Genomic DNA, 20677 nt, shown 5'->3' on the forward strand with positions numbered 1-20677 from the left:
ATGATATTGTTATTAATTTACGATACAGATTCCTTTTTTACTCTTGCCTTCTTGGAACCTGGCTTTTTTAAAGATTTACGGTTCTCGTTCAATACGAGCTCAGGCTGGGAATTATCCTCAATGACCGCCTTGCTGATAATACATTTCTCAACATTGTTCATGGACGGTATATCGTACATCACTCCGAGCATTATTTCTTCCAATATGGCACGAAGCCCCCTGGCACCGGTATTTCTGGCTATTGCCTTTTGTGCGATCAGTTCAAGGGCATCCTCCTGGATCTCCAGCAGCACATCGTCCATTTCAAGCAGCTTCTGGTATTGTTTTACCAGTGCGTTCTTTGGCTCGGTAAGTATCTGCACCAAAGCTTTCTTATCCAGAGACTGCAGTGTGACCACTATGGGAAGTCTTCCCACGAATTCGGGAATAAGCCCGAATTTCAGCAGGTCCTGGGGAAGTATTTCCTTCAGGAGCTCTCCCACATCCCTGTCCTTGTTGCTTTCAATTTTAGCTCCAAAGCCAAGTGACTTTTTGCCTATCCTGTTCTGAATTATCTTGTCAATTCCATCAAATGCACCGCCGCATATGAATAATATGTTTGTGGTATCAATTTGAATGAATTCCTGATGAGGATGTTTTCTTCCTCCCTGGGGGGGAACGGAAGCCAACGTACCTTCCAATATTTTAAGTAATGCCTGTTGTACTCCTTCACCGCTGACATCTCTGGTTATGGAAGGATTTTCAGATTTACGGGCTATCTTATCTATTTCATCAATATAGATAATGCCCTTTTCAGCCTTTTCTATATCGTAATCGGCAGCCTGTATCAATCTTAAAAGGATATTTTCAACATCCTCTCCTACATAACCTGCTTCTGTGAGAGAAGTAGCATCTGCGATAGCAAAGGGGACATTCAGTATTTTTGCAAGAGTCTGTGCCAGAAAAGTTTTACCGCTGCCTGTAGGCCCCAGCATCACGATATTGCTCTTCTGTAGTTCAATATCAGAGGACTTTAAATCGCTGTTTATTCTCTTGTAGTGATTGTAAACAGCTACCGAAAGGGATCTCTTTGCAGCCTCCTGACCTATGACATACTGGTCAAGGATCTCTCTGATCTCTTTTGGTTTTGGTATTTCATTAATTTCAGCATCTATTTTGGTATCTTCAAATTCCTCTTCTATAATCTCAGAGCATAATTCAATACATTCGTCGCAAATATAAACTCCAGGACCTGCAACCAGTCTTTTTACCTGCTCTTGAGACTTACCGCAAAAAGAGCATTTTAACTGCTTCTTCTCATCATATCTGGTCATCATTGCACCTCAACTATTATCTTCTAACCATAATGTCGTCAACGAGTCCGTAGGCCTTTGCTTCCTCTGCAGACATAAAATAATCTCTGTCGGTATCTTTTTCGATCTTATCCAGAGGTTGACCTGTTCTGTCGCTTAAAATTCTATTTAATTTATCCTTGGTTTTCAATATATTTTCAGCATGGATCTTGATGTCAGTAGCCTGACCTTTTGCACCGCCAAGAGGCTGGTGAATCATGATTTCACTGTTGGGAAGTGCAAATCTCTTACCCTTTGCTCCGGCAGCCAGCAGGAATGCACCCATACTTGCAGCCATACCCATGCATATGGTTGATACATCGCATTTAACATACTGCATGGTATCATATATTGCAAAACCGGAATGTACAGCTCCTCCGGGGCTGTTTATATAAAACTGTATATCCTTGTCGGGATCCTGGGCTTCCAGGTAAAGCATCTGTGCAACAACCAGGCTTGCAGTAACATCATTAACCTCATCGCTCAACACAATAATTCTATCATTTAACAGTCTGGAAAAAATATCATAAGACCTCTCACCACGATTAGTCTGTTCAACAACCATAGGTACTAAACTCATGACCATACCTCCCTTATTAATATATGTTATTTTTATTGCAACGGTTAAAAATATATCCCGCTAAAACAGATTATGATTTATAACCGTTCCTTGTTCATGATACCCAATGTCAATCAAATTTTTTTAATTACCTGAATACACGATACCATTTAGTTACCCTTATATATTGTTACCCATTTCCGACAATGTCCAACCGCTATTTTCACATAAATGTACGGCTGTTGACGGAGAAGGCATAAAGCCGGCTGATTAAGCCAGCTTTGCGTTTTCTACCAATAACTTGATAGTCTTTCTGAAAGCAACATCTTTCTTAATGTATTCCATATCCTCAGGCCTCAAGGATTTTTTCAAATCTTCGGCCGGCTGCTTGTATGCTTCGGCAGCTTTTGCAATATCTTCGTCAATTTCATCCTCGGACACCTGTACATTTTCAATCTGTGCTATCTTTTCAACTACAAGCTGTACTTTTACTTCGTTTTCAGCTCTTGCTGAGAACTGACCTCTGAAGGCTTCAAAATCCATTCCCATCATATCGAGGTATCTCTGTAAATCAAGTCCCTGGTAACGGAGTCTCATATCGAAGTCCCTGGCCATGGAATCTATTTGTTTTTCTACCATAACCCTTGGTATTTCCACAGTTGCGTTCTCTGCTACCTTCTGGATGACACTTTCTTCATTTTCATGTTCTGCCTTGTGTTTAGCAGTCTCTTCTAATTTATTTCTCAAATCCTTTTTATATTCTTCAAGAGTGTCAAATTCGCTTATATCCTTTGCAAATTCATCATCAACGGCAGGCAATTCTTTTACTTTTATTTCCTTAACCGTCACTTTGAACAATGTGGGCTTTCCGCTCAATTCTTCCTTGCCGTAATCTTCCGGGAAGCTGACATTAACCTCTGCTTCTTCTCCTGCATTCTTGCCGATCAGCTGATCTTCAAAACCTGGAATAAATGAGCCCGAACCTATTACAAGACTGTAGTCCGTTCCTTTTCCGCCTTCAAAAGGCACTGAATCAATAAAGCCTTCAAAGTCGATAACAGCAGTGTCCCCTGATTGAACAGGTCTGTCGGTAACAGTTACCAGACGTGAATTCTTTTCCACTACCTTATTGAATTCGTTTTCAACATCGTCTTCGGTTACGGTAGCATCAGCCCTGGTAACCTCTACACCCATGTATGCGCCTAACTCAACCTCTGGCTTGAGGGTAATTTTTGCAGTGAATATAAGATCCTGGTTGCTTCCGATCTGCACTATGTCAATTTCAGGTCTGTCTACGGGCTCCAGCTGCTTTTCTTCCACAGCCTGGTCATATGCTTCGGAGCAGACTATGTTGATTGCGTCGTCATATAATGCCTGCTCTCCGTAGTAACGTTCAACTATATTTCTCGGAGCCTTGCCCTTTCTAAAACCTGGTACGTTAAACTTTGATGCGTTCTTCTTGAAGGACTGCTGCATACCTTCTTCAAATTTAGCTGCATCAACTTGAATCTCAAGTTGTACAACGTTCTTTTCAACATCTTCCATTTTGTTAACTTTCATTTTCGTAAACTTCCTCCCGGTATTTAGTTTTGTATAATTTTATACATTCAGCTTGTATGCTTGTTTTTTCGCACAAAAAACTACTGGTTTAAAAATTAACCATTCAATTATATCATATTGTTCACATATTTCAAGAATCAATATACCCCGACATCAATGTCCTGTCAACTGCCTGCTGACTATTTACCATCATGGGTACAAAATTCAAATAATCGGCAGATATCAATTTCAGGACAACACCTTCATAATCTCCTTCTACGGCACCTTTAATACCTTCTCCATGAAGGTGTCCGTAAAAGCATCTGGTTATACCGTGTTTTTTCATGACCTCCATAAAACCCGATGTCTGACTTTTGGCAGTTACCGGCGGGTAGTGCATAAAAACCAGCCTTTCCGAATACTCCAGACCCATGGAAGCCTTTATGGAAAGCTCCAGACGTTCGATTTCCCTTAAATAGATTTTTTCATCATCCTTTTTAAAATCATCTTCTCCTGGACATTTCCAGCCCCTTGTACCGCAAACGGCAAAATTTTCAGCTACAAAAGCATTGTTATGCATGAAGAATATGGTTTCAAACTTGTTCTCCATCAGATATTTATTCAATTTTGAACTGGTTGTCCACCAATAATCGTGATTTCCTTTGGAAATAATTTTTTTCCCCGGCAGGACATCTATATATTTGAAATCCTCATAGGCATTCTCAATATATGTAGCCCAGGATATATCACCCGGAATTATGACGGTATCGGATTCCCTGACAGTTTCCAGCCAGTTGTTTTTAAGTTTCTCCATATAATTTGACCATCTGCCCCCGAATACATCCATGGGTTTATCTATTCCCAGAGCCAGGTGTAGATCGGCTATTGCAAAGACTGACATAAAATTTTGTACCTACTTCCTGAAATACTCATAAATTTTTCCGGCCACCTTTTGATTTATTCCATCCACTTCAAGCAGCTGGGATATTTCAGCTTTTTTAACCGCAGCCAGGGATTTAAAATGTCTTATAAGCGCCTTTTTCCTTGTATCTCCTATGCCTTCAATATCATCCAGCTCGGAATGTGTGTATCTCTTCTCCCTCAGCTTTCTGTTGTATTGTACGGCTACCCTGTGTGTTTCATCCTGAATCTCGGTAATCAGCCTCAGCATGGGCATGTTTGAGGACAGTTCATACTCACTGCCCTTGTATACCAGAGCCCTGGTTCTGTGGCGGTCATCCTTGGCCATACCTGCTATAACCAGATCAAAACCCAGTTCATCGGCTATCTGCTGTGCGGCATTGACATGGGCAAGTCCTCCGTCCACCAGAATAAGGTCGGGCAGCTTTGAAAATTTGGCCTGCCCATCCTCTCCCTCGGACTCTCTTCTGGCCCGTGACAGTCTTCTGTACAGAGTTTCCTGCATACTTGCATAATCGTTCTGTTCCTCAACAGACTTCATTTTGAATTTTCTGTACTCATCCCTTGCGGGCCTGCCGTTTTCAAACACCACCATTGATGCAACTATTTCCGAAGAACCCGTATTGGATATATCATAGGATTCTATCCTGTCGGGAATGCATTCAAGCCTGAGAGCTTTTGTGAGTTCCTTCAAGCCCTCCTCATGAATAGAGCCTTCCCGCCTGAGACGCTCACCATACAATTTAAGAGATATTTCTGCGTTTTGTACAACCATTTTTACAAATTTTACAAGTTCGCCCCTCTGAGGAACCCTCAGACTTACTTTAAAGCCCCTCTTTCCGGTAAGCCATTGCTCTATGATACCGCTGTCCTCTATTTCCTGCGGTATAACTATCTCTGAAGGCACAAACTGCACCGTATTGTAAAACTGCTTTATAAAGGTTGAAAGAGAGTATCTCACATCCTCATTTCCCTCTCCTTCAAAAACAAAATGCTCTCTTCCCACCACTCTGCCGTTCCTCACAAAAAATACCTGAATACACAGGTCGGTAGCATTCTGCGCAAAGCCGATGATATCCCTGTCCTGTCCGTCTGCCGACAGTACCTTCTGCGCTTCTGAGAGCTGGACGATGCTGTTGATCTTGTTTCTCAGCTGTGCCGCCTTTTCAAACTCCAGGTTTTGCGCGGCAGTCTCCATCTGGCCCTTGAGATCGTTCAGGATCTCATCGTACTGGCCGCCCAGAAAGGAACAAATCTTTTTCATCATATTCCTGTATTCTTCCCTGTTCACCTCGCCCTGGCAGGGACCCAGACACTGCCTGATGTGATAGTTCAGACAGGGCCTGAATTTTCCTATATCCCTTGGAAGATTCCTGTTGCAGGTTTTTATGGGAAAAAGCTTTTTGATTGTGTCAATGGCATCATTGACCGCAAACGCACTGGAATACGGCCCGAAGTATTTTGCACCGTCCTTTTCCACCCTTCGCGTTTTTAAAATACGCGGGTACTGTTCGTTCATTGTGACCTTGATATACGGGTAATGCTTGTCATCCTTGAGAAGTATATTATATTTGGGTTTGTATTTCTTTATAAGATTGCATTCCAGCATCAGGGCTTCAACTTCGGTATCGGTGACAATATACTCAAATTCATGAATTCTTGAAACCATTGCACAAACTTTGGGAGGATGGTTTGCGGAATTCTGGAAATACTGTCTTACCCGGTTTTTGAGTACCACAGCCTTTCCTACATATATAACAATCCCATTAACATCCTTCATTATATATACACCCGGTTTGTCGGGCAATTTTTTTAATTCTTCCTGTATGTCAAACATCCTGGTCCCCATCTACGTGCCGTGCACGCCGGAAAATAGTAATTAAAACACCTGCGTTTTACACCTTGTCAAATTCCTTAACATAAACAAAAAGTGGTTTGTGCGAACTCACAGGTTCGCAAAAGCCACAACTGTTTATGTTGCATATTTAAATATAGTCTAGATTACAAATTAATTAAAATCCAGTGGAGAAATATTCCGAAATCTCTCTGGAGGCCTTTTCTTCATCTTCCCCATCAGTGATAACTGTTATTGTTGCCTGTCTTTCAACTCCTAATGAAAGCAAGCCGAGTAGACTTTTCGCATTGGCTCTTCTCTCTCCCTTTTCGAGCCAGATGTTTGAGCTGTATTTTGATACCTTTTGTACAAGCAATGCTGCTGCTTTTGAATCCAAACCTGATGGACAATTTATAACGACTTTATTTGAAATCATCTTTCGCTCCCCCGTCTATTTATCTTGACAACTGTATATATAGTATTATACCAAATAAAAGCCAAACAAATCAAACTTTAAATTGCGGGGGAAATAAATTAACACATTGTGCTGTTTGCCTGATCAATTTTCAAATAAAAAATTTTTACCGATCACACCTTGCCGCTTTTCCTTAAAAGCTCCGTGTTCTTGCCAAAACCGGTATCTATCACCGTTCCGATACCAAAGGAAGAAAGGGACAATTGAACTACAACATAACATATCCCATAAATCATCAGTGCCGTATAGGAACCTGAAGGGATAAATATCAAAGGCACTATTTTTATAATGCTGATGAGTATGTGTCCCACAAAGAACTCAATGTAAATGGCAGATCTGTCATAATTGTTTTTGAATATAACCGTTCCAAGGTATATGCTGCCGATAATATCGGCCAGTAGTATAAACAAAAGGTATAAAACAGGAGCCACCAGCAGGAAAATGAGGAATGCAAGGACTATGGTGAGACTCACTACAACCAGTGCTCCCAGCACCATCCGCCTGGGCAGGGCGTTATTCAGCGAATATGACATTACTCTGAATCTGGCGGCAAATATGGTTATCAATATAAGACCTGCCACAAGTGTGAACACTGAGCCTGCTATAAGTGCATTGATCAATATTCCGTTTGATTTGAACATTGAGATAAAGTCGAAGTTCATTGAGACTTTGGTTCCTCTGATTTTTACATCACTGTCTTTTTCAAGCTTCCCCAGCGAAACCAAATTTCCCATTACCTCGGTATCGCCTTTCAGATAAACTTCACCGAAGGCTGAAACAACGTCACCGTTCACTTTTCCGCTTATATTGGCTTTTCCGAATACAACTATCACACTTCCGAGCACATTTGACTTTATGTCGGTGGAACCCAGAACAACAGTGACATTTCCGCAGCTTACATCATCTATGTTTTTATCTTCCAATATTATAAGGTTGCTGATGGTCAGATCATTCCTGGCCGCCAGCACCACACCCGGAATCAATAATGTGAATATGAGCAATACCAGCACAAGTTTAATCGTTTTTTTCATTGCACCGCACCGTTACCCTCTCTGACCATTCTTATAAATACTCCCTGAATGACCAGCAGCAGGACTCCAAGTAAAATGTACAAGTAATAATAAGTCTTGTAAACAGATGCGGCAACACCCATCACAGCAATACCAATCCCTTTTGCCATCGTAACCGCGGCAGAGAAAAATTCCTTTGCAAGATCGGTTGCAATCTGTACATTCTGAAAAAAGCCAAGCGGGTACTTTACAGCTTCGTAAAGGATCCCTCCGAATAAAATCACAAAGATAAAGGATACCGCAACCAATAAAATATCATATACAAATGTATTTTTTTCGGCAGGTTTGGTATACATTACCACTTCTCTTTCCAGCCTGCTCATAACCTGTAGTTCAAAATCCTCCGGAGGCTCAATTGCCAAGTCTTGCTCTATTTCAGAAAATATTTCACTCAGGACTGAAAATTCTTCAGAACACTTTGTGCAGCTTTTGATATGTTGTTTTAACTGGGCCTCTTCAATGTCGTTGATATTTTTATCGAAGAATTTCATCATATAATCCCGTGATTCGTTACATTTCATAATACCTCCTCCTTTCTTGCACTATCAAGTTTTTCCTTTAACATGAGCCTCGCCCTGTAAAGCCGGTTTTTTATTATGGACATGGGCTCATTCAATACCTTTGTCATTTCCTCATAGGACATTCCGTTGTTATGAAAAAGAATTATCAGTATTCTATATTTTTCAGGTAATTCATTAATAGCTTTGTTAATCAATTGCGACCTTTGATTTTTTATCAAGGTTTGTTCAGGTGTATCTATATCGCTTGAAACCCCGATGGCATCATCCAGTGTAACAGTATCCTGTTTTTTCTTTCTTAAGGTGTCCAGACACAAGTTAGAAGTAATCTTTACTATCCATGTTGACATTTTGTATTCCGGATTATATTTGTGAAGAGATTTGTATAATCTGATAAAAACCTCCTGAGATACATCGTTGACTTCCTCTTTATCCGATATCATCTTATATACAACACTGTAAACCAGTTTTTTATATCTTATCACTATTTCTTCAAACGCACTACTATCACCGTCTATACATCGGGATACCAGTTCTGCATCTGTAAGCACCAAAGCTCGATACACCCCCTTTACACAGAAAAATGCCATGCATCTCATGTTGCAGTATATAATAGTTACGTTCGAATTTTAAATTTGTCTGAAATTATTTTCTCCTTCCGGCAGTATTCATAACCGTTTTGGCAAACTTCTCCAGCTTGCTGTTGACCAGATAATTGACCGTTCCTTTTTTATAGCTGCCGTCGGTATTTTTATCCCCGGCCTCCAACCCTGTCAGCAATTGTATTCCCTGGTCAATTGTTGTAACGGGGTATATATGGAACAGTTTTTTTCGTACCGCATCAACAACTTCTTCATTGAGGACAAGGTTTCTGCAATTCTGGTGAGGTATTATTACTCCATGTTTCCCGTCAAGTCCCCTGTGCCTGCACAATTCAAAGAAGCCTTCTATTTTATATGAAACACCGCCCACAGGCTGGATTTCTCCTTTTTGATTCACCGAACCCGTCACTGCAATATACTGCTTTATCGGTACCTCTGCAAGGCTGGACAAAATAGCATACAATTCCGCACTTGAAGCACTGTCTCCGTCAACCCCCCCGTACAGCTGCTCGAAACAAAGGCTGGCGGTAAGTGACAGAGGGAAATCCTGTGCATATTTTTGTCCTATGTACCCGCTAAGTATCAGAACTCCCTTGCTGTGTGAGGTTCCGCTCAAATCAACCTCCCTTTCCACATTCACAATACCGCTTTCTCCAATATAGGTGGAAGCGGTGATTCTTGACGGCTTCCCAAAGGAATAGTCCCCCATGTCCATAACCGTAAGACCGTTTATCTGGCCTATTTCTTCGCCGTTGGTGTCCACCATTATGGTTCCGTCCTCAAGCATTTCCAGCATTTTTTTGTCAACCCGGTCACACCGGGCGGCCTTCTCGACTATAGCCTGTTTTACATGTTTTGCCTTTACAAATCTGGCCTTGTCATCCTCGGCCCACATACAGGCCTCACACAGGATTTCAACAATATCATTGAATCTGGTAGTGAGCTTGTTCTGATCTTCCACAAGCCAGGAAGCGTACTCCACAACCCTGGCTACGCCGGATCTGTCAAAATGAAGAGTTTCTTCCTTTCTGCAAAAACCGCTGATGAACGCTGACAGCTTCAATATATTTTCTTCGCTGCGCTCCATCTCCTCATCAAAATCAACCTTGACCTTGAACAGTTTTCTGAAATCCTCTTCATACTCGTATAAAAGCTGATATATCTGAGTATTCCCAACCAGAATAACCTTTATGTCCACCGGAATGGGCTGAGGTTTCAATGCCGGCACTGCGACCACCCCCGCCTGGTCCTTCATATTTTCAATGTTTATTTTTTTTGTTTTGAGTACCCTGTTTATTGCCTCATAGGCCTGGGGGTTGCCCAGTACATCTTTTGCCTGAAGTATGAGATACCCGCCGTTGGCCAGGTGAAACAGGCCCGGCTTGATTTTTGTATAATCGGTTGAGACAGAACCGAATTCGTTTTCGTACTCTATTTTACCTATCAGATTGGGATAGGTGGGATTGAAATCTATAATAACCGGCGCACCCTTAAGACTGCTGTTGTCCACCAGTACGTTTACCTTGTACTTGTATACCGGAGTTTCTTCCTTTTGCATAAAGGGAATGATGAATTGGGGCTGCTCCTCGCTGACCTCTTCCTCCTGGAAGTCGTCAAGGTTATCCAGTATATCCTTCTGGACATTATCCAGATATTCCATGATGACATCAAACTTCCTATACTTCTCCTTCAGGTCATTCATCTGTACTCCAAGTGCCAGAAGCGCAATTTTGTTTTCCCACTCCGATACCTTTTGTTTTGTTTCTTTCTCGTTGTTTTTGAGTTTTCTTATTATTTCAAGAGTGTCCTGCTGGAGAATATTTGTTTTCTCATTTATTTCTTCCTTGATATTATCATCCAGATTTTCAAATTCCTCTTCACTGATGGCTTTGCCTTCCACGATGGGCAAAAAGTATATTCCGGCGGTGCCTGTATTTACCTTGAAACCATGTGTTTCGGCATCCTCGTTGAGCTTATCCAGCAGTTCATCCTTTTTACTTTCATACTCCTCCATGATCTCAGCCTTTTCCTTCTCGTATTGATCATTGTCAAAAGCATTCACTATCTCCTGCTTGATCACTTTTACGAAGGCTTCCATATCAGCCTGAAATTCCTTGCCCATCCCGGCAGGAAGCTTTATCGCCATGGGCTGATTCGGCTTTGTGAAGTTATATATATAACACCAGTCATCGGGAACGCTCATTGTTGAGGCCATTTCATTCACTATCTGCTTTGCAAAACTTGTTTTTCCCGTACCCGTGGGACCCGACATATATATGTTGTAGCCTCTCATTTTCATTTTGAGGCCAAATTTCATAGCTTTAGAGGCTCTCTCCTGACCTATTATCCCCTCAAAAGTACCCAGTTCCGCAGTACTCTTGAAAGGAAAAACGGCTTCACCGCACCTGTAATCCAAATCCTTATAAGAAAGTTCCCTTGGCTTCATACACTCTCCCATCTGTATGCTTTGCACACATAAATATAGTTATAAAAACATTCGTATTTTTTGAGCGGCTTCTCAATGTGAAACCGCTCAAACAGCTCATTATATAATTTAACCGGCAGTGTGTCTCCACATAATCAGGGCATCTTCCCCCGTGTCGGAGTAATAGCCCTTTCGGAGCCCCTCGGCTTTAAAGCCGTATTTCTCATATAGCTTCTGGGCAGGAAGGTTGCTTTTTCTCACTTCCAGAGTAAGACTTCTGATCCCGTTGATGTCACAAATTTCCAAAAGTTTATCCAGAATACGCGAGCCTGCGCCGCAGCGTCTGAATTCCGGATGTACTGCAATGTTGGTAATATGCCCCTCGTCAAGTATCCTCCACAGACCGCCGTAACCTATGACCTCACTGCCTGAAACAGCCACAACATATAATGCCATCTGGTTGGTGGAAAGTTCATCCATAAAGGCATTTCTGGACCAGGGTATCTTAAAGCTCAGGTTCTCAATGATCATTACACCGTCCAAATGTTCCGGGGTCATTTGAACCACTTCGATATTATTAACCATTCTATTGACCCTTCTCCCTTTCAGCCTGTGACTTTCTCAAATAGAAGGGCTTCATGTCGTAGCAGTTCTCATAAAGGCCTTCTTCAAAAGCCTGTTTTGCAAGTAAGGCAACTGATGAAGCTCTGGCAAGAACTGTATGGGGCGGTGCTGCCGAAGCCCTCTTGCCCAGCCTTTCCCTGAAGAAAGCCTCATGCATGAAGGCGGCATCTCCCGGAAAAATCACATCACCTTCCATAGCCACTAAAATATCCGCTAATTCATTAATATGTATTCCAAGGTAGTCTGTGAGCCTTTCCAGTCTGTCTCCAGAAAATTTATATACAGACGTAAATACCTGATCGTTTCTGGCGTCGATAACAGGACAGATTATGGCTTTTGAGGCTGCCAGATTATATGCCAGGGCATCCAGGGTATACACGCTTATGACAGGCTTTTGGGCTGCAAAAGCCATAGCTTTGACCGTGGTGACGCCTATGCGGAGACCTGTAAAGGAGCCGGGGCCGATGGAAGCTGCAAAGGCATCCATGTCCCGGGCACTTGAACCAACAGCGTCAAGAAGGCTCTGTATCATGGGCATCAGCCTCTGCGAATGGGTCTTTCCCTTATTGCAGCTGTATTCACCTATTATTATGCCATCTTCAAGTATTGCCGCAGTAGCTGCATTTGTTGATGTGTCCAAAGCTAGAATTTTCATTAAATCCTCCATATCCCATATGAGCAGGGTCCGCCGGACAGGCCCTGTAAATTTCCAACAGTTTTTTAGATTTTCAGTTCATACCCGGAATACTTACCCCCGATAAAGTCTATGGAGATCTCTCTGGTATCCAGGCCCTTGCCGGGATTTTTTCCGATATTCACCCTGATTATATCAGAGGGCAGTATGGGCCATATCAATTCCCCCCACTCTATAATGGTGATCCCTTCTCCATTCAGGTACTCCTCAAAGCCGATATCAAACATCTCCTCGGGATCAGCTATTCTATATACGTCAAAGTGGTACAGGGGATACTTTCCCTGATATTCGTTAACCAATGTGAAGGTTGGGCTTGTTATATAGGAATCTATGCCGAGTTCTTTTGCTATTCCGTTTGTAAATGCCGTTTTTCCCGTGCCTAAATCCCCGGACAGACAAACTACGTCACCGGGTTTAAGTATCCTTCCGAATTTTTTTCCCAACTCTACGGTTTCTTCGAAAGAATGCGTTTCGGTATTAATCATTGCGAACCCTTTCATATACCACTGTTCCGTTTATTATGGTTTTCTGAACCTTTGTCATCATTTCCAGGGGATTCCCGTCATAAATGACTATATCGGCATCCTTCCCTTTTTCAAGAGATCCTACCCTGTCAGCGATTCCCACTATTTCGGCGGCGTTGATTGTAATGGCCTTAAGCGCTTCCTTCGGTTCCATGCCCTCTTTTACAGCAAGAGATGCACACATGCATAGATGCTGAACCGGAACACACGGATGGTCGGTCATTATGGCAACTTTTACACCATACTTTGATAGTATGCCCGGATTTTTAAGGTTCTGATTTCTAAGTTCGATCTTTGACCTGTCAGTCAGCATCGGGCCAACAATAACAGGCAGGCCGGCCTCTGCAAGAATATCCTTAATGAGATAACCTTCGGTACAGTGATCAAGGGTAATATTCAAATTGAATTCTTTTGCAATCCTCATAGCGGTAATAATGTCATCAGCCCTGTGTGCATGGGCTTTGAGCGGTATTTCGCCATTGAGCACCTGAACCAGGGCTTCAAGTTTGAAATCAAATTCAGGTTTATCCAGTTCTGCGGTATTTTTTTTGTATTCCTCCCAGAGTTCCTTATATTCCTTTGCCTTGAAGAGGTTTTCTCTTAAAATTGCGGCTGTTGCCATCCTCGTCATAGGTGACTGGTGTTTTTCATTATAAACCGTCTTCGGGTTTTCTCCGAAAGCGACCTTCATGGCAACGGGCTGCTTTATTATCATCTCATCCACACTGCGTCCAAAGGTTTTGATGGCAGCAAACTGGCCGCCTATTACATTTGCACTCCCCGGGCCGGTCACAACAGAGGTAACTCCCCCCTCATAGGCTTCTACAAAAGCCCTGTCGGCATGATAAACAGCATCGATGGCCCTCAGCTGAGGTGTGACAGGGTCTGTGGATTCGTTACCGTCATCACCTTCAAAGCCCACGGCATCCTCCCACATTCCGATATGGCTGTGAGCGTCTATGAAGCCCGGAAGCACATAGCCTCCTCTGCAGTCAATTTTGTTCACCTCAGCAGTTAAAAGTCCATCAACTTCCTTAATATCATTGCCTACAGCTATTATTTTATCTTTATCGCATAAAATATATCCATTGTCATATTCCGTATCTATCATGGTCATTATTTTTCCATTATATATTAAAAGCATATTTCCCCCGTTTATTCTGATTTTTTTTTAAATGTCCTTCAAGTGACAGGACTACATGTACCATATATTCCCTTCTGCTTTCCAGCATAATTAATTTTATTATATTATAGAAGCAAACACAATTTCAAGTCTTGCATTGTGTGGCTATCAGGTTAAATTGCCGCGCTGTACCAATTGAAATTGTACGCGTTAATTTAATATGGCTTATTGCCATATGCAAGTTATATCTCCCGGGATTTTGAATATATTTATTATGGGAACTCTGCAAAAAAAGGATAGTGATCGATGGTGGAAGAAATCTCAAAATTTCATACTGTGCGCGGTTACCAGCTCCTTTCACAGAACAAGAATCTCCTCACTTCCGCTATGGAGGACTACCTTGAGATGATTTACAGAAATAGTCTTGTGGAAGGCTATATGAGAGTCAATACCCTTTCAGAGCTCTTAAATGTTGCCGCTCCATCAGCAACAAAAATGGTTCAAAAGCTGAGTAAATTGGGACTGCTGGATTATAAAAAATACGGCATAATATTTCTTACCGAAAACGGACGTGAAATAGGTAAGTTTCTTTTGGAGCGGCACAATACTATTCAGGAATTCCTTAACAACCTGGGAGTATCCGAGGATATACTGACCGAAACGGAATTAATAGAACATTACGTATCGCTGACAACCCTGAGCAAAATCGGTCTCTTTAATAAGTTTCTGATAAACAATCCCGAAATCTGCAGGAAATTGAGCGAATTCATAAAGCTTAATTCCGAACACACATAAAAACCGTATTAATAATACTGCCGCAAAAATATTCATCCCGGGCACAAAAACAAAAGCATTGTTAACAGCCGCAGCAATTTTATAATTAGTGGTAGGTTGTTAACGATTTAGTTTTTGGAGGTGTGCCCAATGTTGGAATGCAGTTTATGCGATTACTATTCCCAGGAAAAAGGAAAAAAGGTTTGTCTTTTCACCGATCATTTATTTGTAAAAAACCCGTCGGATATGAAATATTATCCCTGCCGGGATATGAGTTATCAGGATTACCTGTCGAAGCAGGAAAAGAAGGAAGATATTGAAATTGTCGCCTGATATCCATGGCTTAATGAGTATTTTTCAGCCGGCTGTATAAAACAGGCGGCTTTTTTTGCTGCCGCAATTTTTTCTGATATCATTATGTAACACTTCCTTCATTCAGCACATATTTTAGATTAGGTAAACGAAATTAGTCTAAGCTAAAGTTATTAGCTTGCCGTAAACATACTTTGAGGTGCTGAAATGCTGGACGAAAGTTACATACCCGCAGCCGGATCACAGACTGATTCTTTGGGTTTTGAAAAAATATTCACCAGAAAGGCCCAACCCTTTTCCAAGGTGCAAACACTGCTGAAATTTCTGGGTCCTGCCTTTATTGTAAGTGTAGCTTATGTAGACCCCGGAAACTTTGCCACAAATATCAGCGGCGGGTCAAAGTTTAATTATAATCTTGTGTGGGTCATTCTATGGAGCAATCTTATGGCCATCTTTTTGCAGTCACTTTCTGCGAAACTTGGTATTGCAACAGGCTATAACCTTCCCCAGATGTGCGGAAAAGTATTTTCCAGGAAGGCCAACTGGGGCTTCTGGGTTGTTGCCGAAATAGCAGCCATGGCAACCAATCTTGCCGAATTTCTTGGCTGTACCCTTGGCCTTTATCTGCTTTTTCGTATTCCCATGGCCTGGGCTGGTCTCATAACAGCTTTCCTGACCTTTTTTATAGTCTACCTGGGCAAATACGGCCAAAGAGTACTGGAAGCAGTTATATCCGTATTGGTGGCTGTGATTTGCGTAGCATATACTCTTGAGCTGTTTCTGGCAAAACCTGATTGGGCACAGGCAGGTCTTCATGTGTTGATGCCGTCACTGCCCAACGGTGAAGCTGTGATGATTGCCGTTGGCATGCTGGGCGCCACCGTCATGCCCCATGTCATATACCTGCACTCGCAGCTGGTGCAGCAGAGAAACGAAAACCTGACCGAGCAGCAGAAGAAAAAGCATTTGAAGATGGAAAGGATAGATATAACCATAGCCATGAATATAGCCTTTGTCATAAATGCCGCAATGGTGATAGTTTCGGCAGCCGTATTTTATAAAAACGGAATGGCTGTCGAAACCATAGAGCAGGCACACCAATCCCTGGCTCCTCTGCTGGGAGCCGCTTCAAGCGGAGCTTTCGGGCTGGCTCTCATCGCTTCGGGACTGTCTTCTTCGGTAGTGGGGACCATGGCCGGCACAACCATAATGCAGGGCTTTGTAGGACTTAAAATAAGTGATAACATAACAAGGCTGGTGACCATGCTGCCGGCCATGCTGATAATTATTCTGGGGATCAACCCCATGCAGGCACTGGTATTCAGCCAGGTAGTGCTGAGTTTCATACTCCCGGCTGCAATTATTCCAATGCTTTTGATAACAAGACGCAAGGATTTGATGGGTTCCCTGGTTAATAAATCAATAACCAATATAGCAGGCTGGATCATTGCTGGCATAATAATTGCAGCCAACGTAGTCCTGCTGGTCCTCACCTTCGGCGGCGGGATCTGAACAGCCGGGATAAGTGTCCTTTTGCCAATCAGCCTATAAGTACCTTCAGTTTTTCCAATTCCTCGTCCGCACGGCTTTTATCAATTCTTTCAAATAAAATTCCCGTTTCGGGCAAGGAATAGCCGGAGGCTACAAATTGCGGTTTCCAGAGATCGTTTAATCCCAGCCACCCCTGCACCTTCTCCGAGGAAAAAGGAAGAAAGGGTTTTAAGAGAACTGCCAGGTTTGCTATGAGCTGCACACAGTTGAAAAGTGTATCCTCACATTTCCGGGGAGCGGCAGTCCTTGTCTCCCATGGCTTCTGAGAATCAAAATATTTATTTGACCACCTCACGAATTCAAATATTCCGTCCAGGGCTTCCTTAAAGGCTCCCTTTTCAATCCTTTTTCCCGTGGCCGCGAACAAAGCATTAAGATTTGCAGAGATTTCAGTATCCAGGATACCTTCCGGCACTGCACCGCCGTAATATTTCGTTATGAATGCCAGATTCCTGTTTGCAAAGTTTCCGTACGCCCCCAGCAATTCCCCGTTATGACTGTTTACAAACTCCCTCCAGGTAAAATCGGTGTCTCTTTTTTCAGGCCCGTTTGTAATCAGAAAATATCTTATGGAATCGGGGTCGAAACTGTCCAGCATCTCCCTGACCCATACGGCATAATTTTTGCTGGTGGAGATTTTTCTGCCCTCCAGGGTAAGATATTCACAGGATACAATTTCATCGGGCAAATGCCAGCCTTCGCCGTTTGCCAGCAGCAGACCAGGAAGTATGATGGAGTGAAAGGGTATGTTGTCTTTGCCATGTACATAGTAGTGTTTTGTATTATTCCCAAACCACAATTCATTAAAGTCGTCACCCCTTTTCAGGGCCGTCTGATAGCTGCCTGACAGGTAGCCCAGAACATTTTCGGCCCAGATATAGATTTTCTTGTTTTTAAAATCCGGATTGGGGACATCTATCCCCCAGTCTAAATCCCTTGTAATGGCTCTGTCCCTCAGGCCTTCATTGATATATTTCTTTGAGAATGCCAGGGCATTTTTTCTCCAGTCGGGATGGCTGCCTATATATGCATTGATTTCCTCCTCCAGCCAGGAAAGTGCTATATAAAGGTGTCTGCTCTCCCTGAACTCGGGAGTTGTCCCGCATACCGAGCATCTGGGATTTTCGAGCAGTTCAGGTTCCAGCAGCTTTCCGCAGGCATCGCACTGATCCCCTCTGGCCTCCTGCCGGCACTCGGGGCATATGCCCTCAACAAACCTGTCGGCCAGAAAACTCTTACAGGTGCTGCAATATGCCTGAGGCACATTCTTTTCATAGATGTATCGCCCATCATACATGGCTTTATGAAACTCTTTTACAAAATTTTTATGCTCTTCCGAGGAAGTCTTGTCGTATAAATCATAGGTAAAACCAAGCCGGTCAAAGCACTCCTTGAATTCCTCGTGGTAATGGTCGCTGATTTCCCCGGGAGTTTTCCCTTCCTGCCTTGCCCTTATGGCCACAGGCGTACCGTGGCAGTCACTGCCCGATACATAGAAAACCCTGTCTCCTATTGCCCTGTGATACCTTGCCAGAATATCTCCGGGTATGAGCGCAGAGACACGCCCTATGTGAAGTGAGCCGTTTGCGTAAGGCCATGCGCCTCCGATCAAAATATTTCTGCAATCTCCGTTATTCATGTTAACCTCCGTAAGCCATTGTTATGGCTTTGAGCCTCAATGGCGGCCCAAACCGTTCTATAAGATCTGCAAATTCCTTCAACATAATTTAAAAATATATATTTTCATATGCATAAAAAAACTCCCACCTCCGAAAATATTATTTTCGGAGACGAGAGTATGACTTCGCGTTACCACTCCAAATTTGTTCCGGCCTCACGGCAGGAACCTCATCGAGTACGGGTCAAATTCCTGCCCCGGAAATTGCCGGGCAAGACCTGTTACCTTATACTCTATCGCTATAACGGGCGAAACCGTCGCAGCCTGGCACGAAATCCCCACAGCCCTCATAATGACGGCAGGCTTCATTCTAAATGTGTTCGGTGCGCAACTCCAAGACCATGTTCAGTATCTTCAAACCATATCCTCTCTCAGCAGCAGGACTCTCTGTAAATGTATCCGGTACTTACTCTTCTTTTCGCAGTCTTTGCATGAAACTATAAAATTATTAATATTCTTACCAATAAAACTTTTATATATTATATGCCGTATGCAATTTTTTTGTCAATTACTTTTTAACGGCCGGACAATCCAGTGTGTTATCCGAACCTTCCAGGTATATTATCTCCCGTAGCTTTACTTTATCCTGCTTATGGACAGGTTGACCTTATAGTTTCCAAATTGCAGTATTCCGTCCAGAAGCTCCTCCAGCATCCCATGGCTTGCAACTTCGGCCTTCAGGCTGTAACAGCCCTCTCCGCTGACCCTGTGGGCCTCTGTGATCATTGTGTTGTCTCTTATATATTTATGAAAAGCCGCATGATTGTTGGTTTTCATGTATACAGTGATATAAGCGGTCAGCCCCAGGCCAAGCTTTGCCATATTGGTCTTTATAGTATAGCCTTCAATGGCACCGAGCTTTTCCAGACGTGTAATTCTGTTTCTGACCGCCTGTCCTGTCAAATGAACCATATTTCCAATCTCCTGCAGCTGCATTCGTGAATTGTTCTGCAGGATTTTAATTATTTCCATATCCACTTCATCAAACATATTAACCTCCATGAGCCACATTCGTGGCCACAAAATGTTATGCAAGTAATTATCCTTTATCGCAATGTGGCGAATAAAGGAGGTTAATTGGCCTTTATAAACTCAACAAATCCGCCAATAAATTTTGAATTTTGAAAATATGCAAGCCCCAACTCTTGGCCCATTAAAGCGCTGCCTGTATTATAATTTTATATAATCAAATTAAATATATTTTTGTTAAGTATATCATATCGAAAGGCTGATAAATATATGTATTTTAGACTTGTGCGCCATGCCACAATAATACTTGGAATAAATAAGAGGAAGCTGCTGGTTGATCCTGTTTTTTCAGATAAGGGAAGTATGGAACCTGCAAAACCGGCTGAAAGTCAAAACAGGAATCCTCTGGTGGAGCTTCCTGTTTCCGGGGAAATGCTGACAGCTTGCGATGCCGTGTTGATCACCCATACCCACAGGGACCATTTTGATGAAGCGGCTGCCAGATTGCTGCCCCGAGATAAGCAGATTTTCTGTCAGCCCCGGGACAGGGATAAATTACTGAATTACGGGTTTGAAAATGTTACTGCCATATGCCGGCACATCAACTGGGAAGGAATACGCATTGCCAGAACTCCTGCCCGGCACGGCCACGGAGCAGCTGCCCTTATGTTTGCACCTGTGTCGGGCTTCGTGATAAGCGCCACCGGGGAGCCTGCCGTTTATATTACCGGCGACAGCGTATTTTATTCGGCAACAAGGAAGGTACTGGACAGGTATAAGCCCGATATAGTTATATGTAACGCAGGAGAAGCCACCTTCTCCTGCGGAAGACCCATTACCATGGGAATTGAAGATATTGCCGCAATATACCGGCATTCCCCCGCCTCCAGAATAATCGCGGTCCACATGGAAAGCTGGAATCACTGCATACTCACAAGAAAGGACCTGGGCAGATATGTTTTGGAAAATAATATGCAGGATAGGATATTTATACCCCGGGACGGAGAGGAAATAGCCCTGTGATTTCATATGAAAAGACAATACAACTAAATATGCTTCAACAGGCATTTAGCTTAAAGATTACGGATTTTCTCAACATTGCGGTTCATCAGCTGCCTTCCGACGTACCTGAATATCACTTTTTTTACCGGACT

The 20677-nt window shown here is 42.8% G+C and carries 20 protein-coding genes; 4 read left to right on the forward strand and 16 right to left on the reverse strand.

What is annotated here, in order from left to right:
* Positions 1 to 17: 17 nt before the first annotated feature.
* The 14 genes from clpX to CTER_RS18365 form a co-directional block, all read right to left on the reverse strand.
* Entirely contained in the window at positions 18 to 1313 is a 1296-nt protein-coding gene (gene clpX / locus CTER_RS18300; protein ID WP_004628056.1) for an ATP-dependent Clp protease ATP-binding subunit ClpX, read from the reverse strand.
* Between the two features lie 16 nt (positions 1314 to 1329).
* Positions 1330 to 1911, reverse strand: a complete 582-nt coding sequence (gene clpP / locus CTER_RS18305; RefSeq protein ID WP_004628053.1) for an ATP-dependent Clp endopeptidase proteolytic subunit ClpP — start codon at positions 1909 to 1911, stop codon at positions 1330 to 1332.
* 249 nt (positions 1912 to 2160) lie between these two features.
* Positions 2161 to 3450: a trigger factor gene (gene tig / locus CTER_RS18310; protein ID WP_004628058.1), complete on the reverse strand. Its 1290-nt coding sequence runs from the start codon at positions 3448 to 3450 to the stop codon at positions 2161 to 2163.
* Between the two features lie 130 nt (positions 3451 to 3580).
* Positions 3581 to 4330: a metallophosphoesterase gene (locus CTER_RS18315; RefSeq protein ID WP_004628093.1), complete on the reverse strand. Its 750-nt coding sequence runs from the start codon at positions 4328 to 4330 to the stop codon at positions 3581 to 3583.
* A 12-nt stretch (positions 4331 to 4342) separates the two neighbouring features.
* Positions 4343 to 6187: an excinuclease ABC subunit UvrC gene (gene uvrC / locus CTER_RS18320; RefSeq protein ID WP_004628062.1), complete on the reverse strand. Its 1845-nt coding sequence runs from the start codon at positions 6185 to 6187 to the stop codon at positions 4343 to 4345.
* Between the two features lie 175 nt (positions 6188 to 6362).
* A complete protein-coding gene (locus CTER_RS18325) occupies positions 6363 to 6620 on the reverse strand; it encodes an HPr family phosphocarrier protein (protein WP_004628079.1) in 258 nt (85 codons plus the stop codon).
* A gap of 152 nt (positions 6621 to 6772) precedes the next feature.
* Entirely contained in the window at positions 6773 to 7690 is a 918-nt protein-coding gene (locus CTER_RS18330; protein ID WP_004628066.1) for a hypothetical protein, read from the reverse strand.
* On the reverse strand, positions 7687 to 8250 hold the full coding sequence (locus CTER_RS18335; RefSeq protein ID WP_004628050.1) for an anti-sigma factor family protein: 564 nt from the start codon (positions 8248 to 8250) through the stop codon (positions 7687 to 7689). The genes CTER_RS18330 and CTER_RS18335 overlap by 4 nt, the downstream gene beginning before the upstream one ends.
* Positions 8247 to 8798, reverse strand: a complete 552-nt coding sequence (locus CTER_RS18340) for an RNA polymerase sigma factor (protein WP_242835013.1) — start codon at positions 8796 to 8798, stop codon at positions 8247 to 8249. The genes CTER_RS18335 and CTER_RS18340 overlap by 4 nt, the downstream gene beginning before the upstream one ends.
* Before the next feature lie 94 nt (positions 8799 to 8892).
* Positions 8893 to 11295 carry an ATP-binding protein gene (locus CTER_RS18345; RefSeq protein WP_004628032.1) on the reverse strand — a complete coding sequence of 801 codons (2403 nt, stop codon included), beginning with the start codon at positions 11293 to 11295 and terminating at the stop codon, positions 8893 to 8895.
* A 108-nt stretch (positions 11296 to 11403) separates the two neighbouring features.
* Positions 11404 to 11859: a ribosomal protein S18-alanine N-acetyltransferase gene (gene rimI, locus CTER_RS18350; protein ID WP_004628080.1), complete on the reverse strand. Its 456-nt coding sequence runs from the start codon at positions 11857 to 11859 to the stop codon at positions 11404 to 11406.
* Position 11860: 1 nt separating this feature from the next.
* Entirely contained in the window at positions 11861 to 12553 is a 693-nt protein-coding gene (tsaB, locus tag CTER_RS18355) for a tRNA (adenosine(37)-N6)-threonylcarbamoyltransferase complex dimerization subunit type 1 TsaB (RefSeq protein WP_004628041.1), read from the reverse strand.
* Positions 12554 to 12618: 65 nt separating this feature from the next.
* The gene (tsaE, locus tag CTER_RS18360; RefSeq protein WP_040761611.1) at positions 12619 to 13077 is read right to left on the reverse strand and encodes a tRNA (adenosine(37)-N6)-threonylcarbamoyltransferase complex ATPase subunit type 1 TsaE; all 459 of its coding nucleotides are present in this window, start codon (positions 13075 to 13077) and stop codon (positions 12619 to 12621) included.
* Positions 13070 to 14260, reverse strand: a complete 1191-nt coding sequence (locus CTER_RS18365; RefSeq protein WP_004628035.1) for an amidohydrolase — start codon at positions 14258 to 14260, stop codon at positions 13070 to 13072. Before CTER_RS18365 ends, tsaE begins: the two co-directional genes overlap by 8 nt.
* Positions 14261 to 14548: 288 nt before the next feature.
* Here CTER_RS18365 and CTER_RS18370 point away from each other — a divergent pair, with 288 nt between their 5' ends.
* The 3 genes from CTER_RS18370 to CTER_RS18380 all read left to right on the forward strand — a co-directional run bounded on the left by CTER_RS18370 (position 14549) and on the right by CTER_RS18380 (position 16837).
* Complete coding sequence (locus CTER_RS18370; protein ID WP_040761617.1) at positions 14549 to 15034, forward strand: metal-dependent transcriptional regulator; 486 nt, start codon at positions 14549 to 14551, stop codon at positions 15032 to 15034.
* A gap of 129 nt (positions 15035 to 15163) precedes the next feature.
* On the forward strand, positions 15164 to 15346 hold the full coding sequence (locus CTER_RS18375) for a hypothetical protein (protein ID WP_004628045.1): 183 nt from the start codon (positions 15164 to 15166) through the stop codon (positions 15344 to 15346).
* A 186-nt stretch (positions 15347 to 15532) separates the two neighbouring features.
* Positions 15533 to 16837 (forward strand): Nramp family divalent metal transporter, encoded by a 1305-nt coding sequence (locus tag CTER_RS18380; RefSeq protein WP_004628039.1) that lies wholly within the window; start codon positions 15533 to 15535, stop codon positions 16835 to 16837.
* A gap of 28 nt (positions 16838 to 16865) precedes the next feature.
* Here the strand turns inward: CTER_RS18380 and metG are convergent, their stop codons facing one another.
* Positions 16866 to 18515, reverse strand: coding sequence for a methionine--tRNA ligase (metG, locus tag CTER_RS18385; protein WP_004628029.1), 1650 nt, complete (start codon positions 18513 to 18515; stop codon positions 16866 to 16868).
* A gap of 615 nt (positions 18516 to 19130) precedes the next feature.
* Positions 19131 to 19544: an Lrp/AsnC family transcriptional regulator gene (locus tag CTER_RS18390; protein WP_004628076.1), complete on the reverse strand. Its 414-nt coding sequence runs from the start codon at positions 19542 to 19544 to the stop codon at positions 19131 to 19133.
* Between the two features lie 249 nt (positions 19545 to 19793).
* Between CTER_RS18390 and CTER_RS18395 the strand changes: the two genes are divergently transcribed.
* On the forward strand, positions 19794 to 20546 hold the full coding sequence (locus CTER_RS18395) for an MBL fold metallo-hydrolase (RefSeq protein ID WP_004628057.1): 753 nt from the start codon (positions 19794 to 19796) through the stop codon (positions 20544 to 20546).
* The last annotated feature ends 131 nt before the right edge of the window (positions 20547 to 20677 follow it).

Source organism: Ruminiclostridium cellobioparum subsp. termitidis CT1112 (assembly GCF_000350485.1).
Classification (GTDB): domain Bacteria; phylum Bacillota; class Clostridia; order Acetivibrionales; family DSM-1351; genus Ruminiclostridium; species Ruminiclostridium termitidis.